An 8,703-nucleotide genomic window follows, 5' to 3' on the forward strand; every position below is an offset into this window, starting at 1 on the left:
GGGGGCGAGGGACGCACCGGAGGAGACGGGGACGGCGGTGCCGGCCGGCCCGGTGGGGCCGGCGAGCGCGCCGGTCACGACGATGCCGACGTAGCCCGCGGCGAGCGTCGCGGCCGTCGCGGCGACCCCCTTGAACCAGCGTGCGCGGCGGCCACTGCCGTCGACGAACACCGGGCCGGAGCGCGACCGGCGGGCGCCGGGGGAGCTGGGGATGAGCGTGGTCGTCGCGCGCGAGGCGATGTCCTCCGCGTCGCTGCGTCGGGCGGCCGCGAGGTCGGGCGCACTCGTGACCGTGGTGGTGACGGCCGGGGCGGGCCACGCGTGCGCAGGTGACAGGGGCGGCGGGCCGGCCTGAAGCGGCACGGCCGGGGCGGGCCGCGCCGGCGCGGTGACGTCGGAGGGGAGGTCGGCGATGCGCGGGGCCGGAGCCGGCCCGTAGGTCCACACCGACGTCGAGCGCGGTGCCGGGATGTTCGTCGTCCGAACGGCGGAGTCGAGCACGCCGTGGGGGAGTGCGGCTCCGTCCGGTGTCCGGTGATTCGCCATCTCGTCCTCGTCGTCCCGTTCGACACGGCGGCACCCGGAGCGGGTGTCACTCGTACGAACCATCGCGCGCGAGGTCGTGGCCGTTACCAATCGGTGACCCGGGCCTCATCGCAGCCGTGGACGGCAGGTCCCGGGGACGACGAAGGCCCCGGTCCGATCGGACCGGGGCCTCGTGGTCGGGGTGGCGGGATTCGAACCCACGGCCTCCTCGTCCCGAACGAGGCGCGCTACCAAGCTGCGCCACACCCCGAGCAGTCGAGCACTCCGCCTGCTCCGTCGACGAGCCTACCTGGTGGTGCCGACCGGACCGGACGGGGGCCGGGGGACCGCGGAGGCGCCCGCGACGGCACGTCCGCCCGGGTCCGCGACCTCGCGGGGGACGAGCTCGAGCAGGCTGGCCTCGGGCCGGCAGCCGAAGCGCACGGGGGCGTACGGGGAGGTCCCGAGGCCCGCCGAGACGTGCAGCCGCATGTGGGCGCCCCACCGGGAGGCGCCGCGGGCGCGCGACCGGTCCACCCCGCAGTTGGTGACGACCGCGCCGTACCCCGGGATGCGCAGCTGGCCGCCGTGGGTGTGACCGGCCAGCACGAGGTCGTAGCCGTCGGCCGCGAACCCGTCGAGCACCCGCGGCTCGGGGGAGTGGGTGAGCCCGAGCCGCAGCGCGGGGCCCGCGTCGTCGCCCGCGACCTCGGGGTCGGCCGGACCGGCGATCCGGTCGTAGTCGTCGTGGCCGATGTGCGGGTCGTCGACGCCGGCCACCGCGACGCGCTGGCCCGCGACCGTCAGCTCGAAGCGGGTGTGCGTCGCGTCGCGCCACCCGCGCTCGACGAACGCGGCCCGCAGGTCCCGCCACGGCAGCTCCGGGCCGAGGATGCGGTGCTGCGGGCGGAAGAGGTAGTTCGCCGGGTTCTTCGGCTTGGGGCCGTGGTAGTCGTTGCTGCCGAACACGAAGACGCCGGGGCGGTCGAGCAGGCTCCCCAGCGCCTGCAGCACGACGGGGACGGCCCGCGGGTGGGACAGGTTGTCCCCGGTGTCGACGACGAGGTCGGGCTCCAGCTCGGCCAGGCCGGCGACGAAGCCCTCCTCGGTGCGCTGGCCCGGGCGCAGGTGCAGGTCGGAGACGTGCAGGACCCGCAGCGGGCGGGAGCCGGGCGCGAGGACCGGGAGCGTGACGTGGCGCAGCGTGAACCAGTGGCGCTCGACGACCGAGGCGTAGCCCAGGCCGAGCGCCCCGACCGCGGCGCCCGCCGCGACCGTCCGGGTGAGGCCTCGCGCGAGTCGGTGCGCGGTGCCGGGGCCCGGACGATCAGCCACCGCTACCTCCCGGTGCCCCGGTCTCAGGTGCCGGTGCCACCGCCGGCGCCGCCACGGCACCGGGTGGCGGGGGCGGCGCGGGCACCGTGCCGCTGGCGACCTGGAGGGTGACGACCTGGTCGGGCAGCGCGGACCCGCGGGGGGACTGCCCGACCACGGTACCGGCGGCGGCCCGGTTGTTCACCGGCGTCCGGGCGACCGCGAAGCCCGCGTCCTTCAGGGTGGACTCCGCGTCGTCGGCCTGGCGCCCGACGACGTCGGGGATCTGCTCGTTCGTCCCGCCCGCCACGTAGCGCGGGTCCGTCGGGGGCAGCGGCTGGACCGGCGCCGCCGCCAGCAGCGGCGTCATCGTCCGGTACCAGGTCCGGGCCGGGGTCTTACCACCGAAGATGTTGCCGCTGCCGCAGGGGTACGGGGGCGAGTCGCCGCCGCCGTCGCAGAGCGGGCGCGGCGAGCTGGAGTCGTCGAAGGTGATGACCGCGCCCGAGACGCCCGGGGTGAACCCGAGGAACGCCGCGGACTTGTTCTGCTGGGTGGTCCCGGTCTTGCCGGCCAGCGGTCGGTTCCAGCCGTACTGCGCGGCCGCGGCCGCGGAGGTGCCGCCTGGCTGGTCGTCCTTGGACATGCCCGTCATGAGGGTGTCGGCCAGCGTCGGCGGGACGACCTGCTCGCAGGGCTGCTCGGCGACGGGGACCGGCGTGCCGGAGGCGTCGGTGACCCCGAGGATCGGGGTCGGCGGGCACCACCGGCCGCGCGAGCCCAGCGTGGCCCCGACGTTCGAGAGCTCGAGGATGCTGGTGGGGGTGACGCCCAGGGTGAACGAGCCCTGGTTCTGCTCCTTGGCGACCTCGGCGATCGACTTGCCGCCCGCTCCCTGCGGCTCGGCGAGCGAGCGCATGCCCAGCTTCACCGCCATGTCCACGACGGGTGCGACGCCGGTGTACTCCATCAACTTGACGAAGCCGGTGTTCGGCGACTGCGCGAGGGCGTCGGTCATCGACAGCACCGGGGCGTAGTTGCCGGCGTTGCGGACCGGGAACGGGTTGCCCTGGCCGTCGCGGTAGATCGGGGACGCGTAGCCGTCCGGCGGGATGTCCATCCGATAGTCGATGCCCAGGCCCTTGTCGAGGGCCGTCGCGGCGGTGAAGACCTTGTACACCGAGCCCGCGCCGAGGTTCACCGGTTCCCACGGCAGGCCGTAGCTGGTCTGCAGCGCGGCGCCGTCGACGCCGAACACCCGGTTGGACCCCATGGCCAGGACCTCGTGGCGGTCCCCGCCGGGCAGGACCGCGGCCATCACGTCGGCGACGTTGCGCTGCCGCGCCGGCACCTCGCCACGCAGCGCCGCGGACATCGCGGCCAGGGCGTTGCGGTCCAGCGTCGTGCGGATCGTGTAGCCGGCGCGGTTGAGCTGCTCGGCCGAGATGCCCGACTGGCCGAGGTAGTCCACGACGTACTTGCAGAAGAACGCCGCGTCACCGGCCCCGATGCAGCCGTTGGCCGGCGTCGCCAGCGGCGTGACGATGCCGAGCGGGCTGGCCGCGGCCTCCTGCGCCTGGGCCTGGGTGATGATCCCCTGCAGGGCCATCTGGTTGATGACCTCGTTGCGCCGCCCCGTCGCGGCCTGCGGGTGCGCGACCGGGTCGAACGCCGCCGTCGACTGCACCATGCCCGCGAGCAGGGCGGCCTGCGGGATCGTCAGGCGGTCCGGAGTGGTGTTGAAGTACGTGCGGGCGGCGGCACCGATGCCGTAGGAGTTGTTCCCGAGGAAGACGATGTTGAGGTAGCGCGCCAGGATCTCGTCCTTGGCCTCGTGCTTGGTGCGCCCGTCCGTGAGCTGGCGCTCGAGCTGGAGGGCGACGCGGACCTCACGGACCTTGCGGGCGTAGGTCGCCTCGGTCGCCTTGAGCCGCTCGGACTGGCTCCGCGCCGTGACGTAGAGCTGGTAGTTCTTGATGTACTGCTGGGTCAGTGTCGAGGCGCCCTGCTGGGTGGAGCCGGCGCTCTGGTTGGTCACCAGCGCGCGCAGCGTGCCCGTCCAGTCCACGCCGTCGTGCTCGTAGAACCGGCGGTCCTCGATCGCCACGATCGCCGCCTTCATGGTCGGGGCGATGCGGTCGAGCGGGGTGGGCTGGCGGTTCTGGTCGTAGAGGTAGGCCAGCGGCGCGCCCTGCCGGTCGGTGACCGTGGTGACCAGCGGCAGCTGGCCCGCCGCGAGGTCGGTCGAGGTGGCGCTCACCGTGTCGCTCGCGTCGTTGCTGACCAGGCCCACGCCGCCGGCCAGCGGGAACGTCACCCCGGCGACGAGCAGGCCGGCGACGAGGCAGAGCCCCAGCAGGCGTGCGGCCGGCCCGACCCGCCGCCGTCGCTCCGCGCGGCCGGTGTCCGCGCCCTCACCGGTCCCGTCTGTTCCCCCAGTCATCGCCGTCAGGTTACTGGCAGTCCGTGAGGTTCGTGCTCGTGTCGTCCCGATCGGCCGGATCGTGCCCCGCCGGACCCGTCGACCACAGATCTTCACGAGCCGGATCCGAATTCGGGCTTTGTCGGTGGAACCGTGCGCTCCTAGAGTGCGTCGAACCCCGTGAACGGGCGGGACGCGCGGCCGCGCAGGGCCGGGCGTGCCGGGGAGTGCGCGCGACGGGGCGGGCGCGGTCCCCGGGAGCCATGGGGCCACACGAGGGCGGGATGACGTGGACGACGATTCGGGACGGACGGTCACGCGGGACTGGCGCCGCCGGGCGCGGTGCCGCAGCGAGGACCCGGACACCCTGTTCGTGCAGGGCGCGCAGCAGCGGGACGTGCGCGAGGTGTGCAAGGCGTGCCCGGTACGCACCGAGTGCCTGGCGCACGCGCTGGACAACCGCATCCGCTTCGGGGTGTGGGGCGGCATGACCGAGCGGGAGCGGCGCGCGCTGCTCAAGCGCCGGCCGGACGTGGTGTCCTGGGCGGGCCTGCTCGAGGCCGCCCGCCGCGCCGCGATGCGGCCGCAGCAGCCGGCCGCCGAGGCGCCGGCGGCGCAGGCTCCGGCTGCGCGGCGTCCGGCGGCGTCGGGCGAGCGCAGCTCGCCGACGGACCGGTCGACCCCGCGTCGACGGGACGACCGCCAGGTCGGCTGAGGCGACGGCGCAGGTCTGCGTCCGTGCCGTTCGGCCGACCGGCCCCGGTCGGGTGGGCTCGGACCTGCGCGCCGCGCACACACTCCAGCGGAACCGGCTCAGTCCTGGTTGGACCTGCGCGTCGCGCGCACACTCCGCCGGCGACAGCGCTCGAGGCTGGGCGGACCGGCGCGTCGCGCACATTTCACAGGAGTCGGCGCCGATCGATCGAACCGACGTGTGGCGCACACACGTAGTGAGGGCGTGGGCTATCGGGTCGGGCCCGTCTCGTTCCCGGCGCCGACCGGGTCGAGTCATCGTCCCGCGGTGGGTCGAGCACGTCGGAGCGAGCCGCCGGCCGTCCTCCGGACTGGTGAGTGCGATGCGCCGGTTCATCCGGCACGGAACGCCGTCACCGGGTGCGTCGTGTGCGTAGCGCGTCGGTCCGCCCAGGATCGTGCGCCGTCGCCGGCGGAGTGTGTGCGTAGCGCGTCGGTCCAACCAGGACTGAGCCGGTTCCGCTGGAGTGTGTGCGTGACGCGTCAGTCCGCCCAGGATCGAGCGCCGTTGCTGGCGAAGTGTGTGCGGGGCGCGCAGACCCGGCGAGCGGCGCGCTCCGGCCCCCTCAGGACGTCAGCAGCTCACCGATCGCGCGCAGGCCGTCGAGGTCGTGGACGTCGGTCGCCATCGCGGGCACGTCCACGATCGGCACCGTCGGGTGGGCCCGCGTGAAGCGGGACAGCACGCGGCGCTCGCGCTCGGCGGTCTCGACGCGGTCGGCGTGCAGGCGCAGCACCGCCGCGGTCGTCGCGTCACCTCGCGCGGCCTCGAGGGTCTCGGCGCCCTCCCGCGCCCGCGCACCCGAGAGGCTCGCGTGCACGGGGTGGGTGCGGTTGAGGACCAGGCCGGCCAGCGGCATCTTCTCGGTGCCGAGGCGCTCGACGAAGTACGACGCCTCGCGCAGTGCGTCCGGCTCCGGTGCCGCCACCACGACGAACGCGGTCCCGGGGGCGCGCAGCAGCTGGTAGGTGGCGTTCGCGCGCTCCTGGAACCCGCCGAAGAGGGTGTCGAAGGCCTGCACGAAGGCCGACGCGTCGGCGAGCATCTGCCCGCCGAGGATCGTCGAGACGGCCTTGGCGAAGAGGTTGAACGTCGAGCCGACGAGCTTGCGCAGCGCCGAGCCACCGGCCCGGGCGGGCGCGGAGAGCAGCCGGATCATGCGGCCGTCGAGGAACGACGACAGCCGCTGCGGCGCGTCAAGGAAGTCCAGGGCGGAGCGCGACGGCGGGGTGTCCACGATGATCAGGTCCCACCGGCCGGTGGCCGCCAGCTGTCCCAGCTTCTCCATCGCCATGTACTCCTGCGTCCCGGAGAACGACGAGGAGATCGTCTGGTAGAAGGGGTTGTCGAAGATCGCCTGGGCGCGGTCGGGCGTGGTGTGGCCGAGGACCATCTCGTCGAAGGTCCGGCGCATGTCGAGCATCATCGCCTGGAGCTCGCCGCCCGAGGCGCCGTCGACGGCGCCGGGGACCACGCGGGGCTCGTTGTCGAGCTCCTCGAGGCCCATCGACTGTGCCAGCCGCTTGGCGGGGTCGATCGTCAGCACGACGACGTGCCGCCCGTGCGCCGCGGCCCGCAGCGCGAGCGCGGCCGCCGTCGTCGTCTTCCCGACGCCGCCCGAGCCGCAGCAGACGATGACGCGGGTGGCGCGGTCGTCGACGAGCCGGTCCAGGTCGAGGTGCTTCGGGCGCCGCACGCGGGCGGCGGCCGGGTCCCCGCTCGGGTCAGCGACCATGACGCACCCCCTGCTCGCGCAGCAGCTCGGCCAGCTCGTAGAGCCCGCCCAGGTCGACCCCGTCGGCGAGCTCGGGCAGCTCGAGCTGCGGCATCCCGGCGTCGTCGAGCCGGGAGCGGACACCGGCCTCGACCGCGAGCCGCTGGGTGTGCTCCCCGACCTCGCTGAGCAGGCCCTCCATCTCCTCGTCCTTGAGGAAGAGTCCGGCGGCCTCGAGCCCGGCGCGCAGCCCGCCGTCGTCGACGGCCGCACGACCCGAGGCGGGCACCGGCAGGCGCGCGGGGCGGACGCGGTTGATCATCACCGAGCCCGACGGGAGGTTCGCCGCGGTCAGCTCGTCGACGGTGTCCAGCGTCTCCTGCACCGGCAGGTCCTCGAGCTGGGTCACCACGTGCACCACCGTCTGCGTGGAGTGCAGCAGCGCCACGACTCCCTCGCTCTGCGTGCGGATTGGGCCGGTCCGGGCGAGCGTGCCCATGGCCTTGGTGACGTCGAGGAACTTCACGACGCGGCCCGTGGGCGGCGCGTCCAGGATCACCGCGTCGTAGAGGGGCTGGCGGGAGCCGCGGCTGCGCGAGCCGCCGCGGTCGTCGCCGACGGTCCGCCCGACGCACTCCTTGACCTTCCCGGACAGCAGGACGTCCCGGAGGCCCGGCGCGAGGGTCGTCGCGAACTCGATGGCGCCCATGCGCCGCAGCGTCCGCCCGGCGAGCCCGAGGTTGTAGAACATCTCGAGGTACTCGAGCAGGGCCTCCTCGGCGTCGACGGCGAGGCCGCGGACCTCGCCGCCGTCGGGGGCCACGGCGATGCGCTCCTCCGCGTAGGGCAGCGGCGGGGTGTCGAAGAGCTGGGCGATGCCCTGGCGGCCCTCGACCTCGACGAGCAGCGTGCGCCCGCCGCCGGCCGCGAGGGCCAGCGCGAGCGCGGCGGCCAGGGTCGTCTTCCCGGTGCCGCCCTTGCCCGTGACGACGTGGAGGCGGGCGCCGGCGAGGGACTCCGGCCAGCGTTCGACGCCGCCGTCGCCCAGGACGCCCACACTGCCCGCCGGGCGCTGGTTGCTCACGGCGACCAGCGTAGGACCGCGTCGGCGGCACCGTCGGCCCCGGCCGGAGGGCTCGGTCACATCGGGGTCCCACGGGCGGTGACGACGCGGGCCGCGACGTCGCCGCAGGTGTGACCGCACGGGTGCCCGTCCGGGCCGAGGCCGGGGCGCTCGGAGGAGACATCTACCCTCGGCCCCATGAGTGCCCAGACCTGGGAGTACGCGACCGTCCCCCTGCTGACCCACGCGACGAAGCAGATCCTGGACCAGTGGGGCTCGGACGGCTGGGAGCTCGTCACCGTCCTGCCCGGGCCGACGGGGGAGCAGCTCGTCGCCTACCTCAAGCGGCCCCTGTCGTGACCTCCCCCCGGGCGCGGCTCGCCGAGCTCGGCGTCGAGCTGCCGCCGGTGGCGCCCCCGAAGGGGGTGTACGTGCCCGCCAAGAAGGTCGGCACCCAGGTGTGGACGTCGGGCCAGCTCCCGCTGGTCGACGGCGAGCTCCCGGCCACGGGCCTCGTCGGCGCCGAGGTCTCGGTGGACGACGCGAAGGCCTACGCGCGGACCGCCGCGCTCAACGCCCTGGCCGCGATCGACGCGCTCGTCGGGCTCGACGCGGTCGTGTCGGTCGCCAAGATCGTCGGCTACGTGGCCTCGGCGCCGGGGTTCGGTGGCCAGCCGCAGGTGGTGAACGGGGCCTCGGAGCTGATGGGCGAGGTCTTCGGCTCGGCGGGCGAGACGTCCGCGCCGACGAGCCCCGTCGCGGGCAGCTCGCCGTCGACCAGCGGGAGCTGCCCGGACGTCCACACCTGGGCGCCGACCTTCTTGGCCGGCACGTACACACCCATCGGCGGCGCCACCGGCAGCAGCTCGACGCCGACCTCGGCGAGCCGCGCCCGCGGAGAGGTCACGACA

5 protein-coding genes, 1 tRNA gene and 3 pseudogenes are annotated in these 8,703 nt (G+C 74.7%); 3 read left to right on the plus strand and 6 right to left on the minus strand.

The annotated features are described in order from the left end of the window. The 4 genes and pseudogenes from AC0CYZ_RS17690 to AC0CYZ_RS17705 all read right to left on the minus strand — a co-directional run. A pseudogene (locus AC0CYZ_RS17690) lies at positions 1–501 on the minus strand (hypothetical protein); the annotation flags it as partial. A gap of 218 nt (positions 502–719) precedes the next feature. Continuing rightward, positions 720–796: transfer RNA gene (locus AC0CYZ_RS17695), tRNA-Pro, on the minus strand. Positions 797–831: 35 nt separating this feature from the next. Further along, positions 832–1,860, minus strand: coding sequence for a metallophosphoesterase (locus AC0CYZ_RS17700; RefSeq protein ID WP_472217669.1), 1,029 nt, complete (start codon positions 1,858–1,860; stop codon positions 832–834). After that, a complete protein-coding gene (locus AC0CYZ_RS17705; RefSeq protein WP_472217671.1) occupies positions 1,853–4,282 on the minus strand; it encodes a penicillin-binding protein in 2,430 nt (809 codons plus the stop codon). Before AC0CYZ_RS17705 ends, AC0CYZ_RS17700 begins: the two co-directional genes overlap by 8 nt. A 268-nt stretch (positions 4,283–4,550) precedes the next feature. Between AC0CYZ_RS17705 and AC0CYZ_RS17710 the strand changes: the two are divergent. After that, positions 4,551–4,832: pseudogene (locus tag AC0CYZ_RS17710) on the plus strand (WhiB family transcriptional regulator); the annotation flags it as partial. A 748-nt stretch (positions 4,833–5,580) separates the two neighbouring features. On the opposite strand, the gene bagB reads toward AC0CYZ_RS17710, so the two are convergent. After that, positions 5,581–6,750 (minus strand): ATPase BagB, encoded by a 1,170-nt coding sequence (bagB, locus tag AC0CYZ_RS17715; RefSeq protein ID WP_472217672.1) that lies wholly within the window; start codon positions 6,748–6,750, stop codon positions 5,581–5,583. Then, positions 6,740–7,813 (minus strand): ATPase BagA, encoded by a 1,074-nt coding sequence (gene bagA / locus AC0CYZ_RS17720; RefSeq protein WP_472217674.1) that lies wholly within the window; start codon positions 7,811–7,813, stop codon positions 6,740–6,742. Before bagA ends, bagB begins: the two co-directional genes overlap by 11 nt. 177 nt (positions 7,814–7,990) lie before the next feature. On the opposite strand from bagA, the gene AC0CYZ_RS17725 reads away from it, so the two are divergent. Further along, positions 7,991–8,152 (plus strand): DUF4177 domain-containing protein, encoded by a 162-nt coding sequence (locus AC0CYZ_RS17725; protein ID WP_472217676.1) that lies wholly within the window; start codon positions 7,991–7,993, stop codon positions 8,150–8,152. Beyond that, positions 8,149–8,523 (plus strand): annotated as a pseudogene (locus AC0CYZ_RS17730) (RidA family protein); the annotation flags it as partial. The gene AC0CYZ_RS17725 and the pseudogene AC0CYZ_RS17730, both read left to right, overlap by 4 nt. Between the last annotated feature and the right edge of the window lie 180 nt (positions 8,524–8,703).

Source organism: Actinomycetospora sp. (assembly GCF_055612215.1).

Excerpts from the sequence above, each read along its gene's own strand:
- AC0CYZ_RS17705 (WP_472217671.1), bottom strand. The coding sequence starts at position 4,282 with ATGACTGGGGGAACAGACGGGACCGGTGAGGGCGCGGACACCGGCCGC.
- bagB (WP_472217672.1), bottom strand. The coding sequence starts at position 6,750 with ATGGTCGCTGACCCGAGCGGGGACCCGGCCGCCGCCCGCGTGCGGCGC.
- AC0CYZ_RS17725 (WP_472217676.1), top strand. The coding sequence starts at position 7,991 with ATGAGTGCCCAGACCTGGGAGTACGCGACCGTCCCCCTGCTGACCCAC.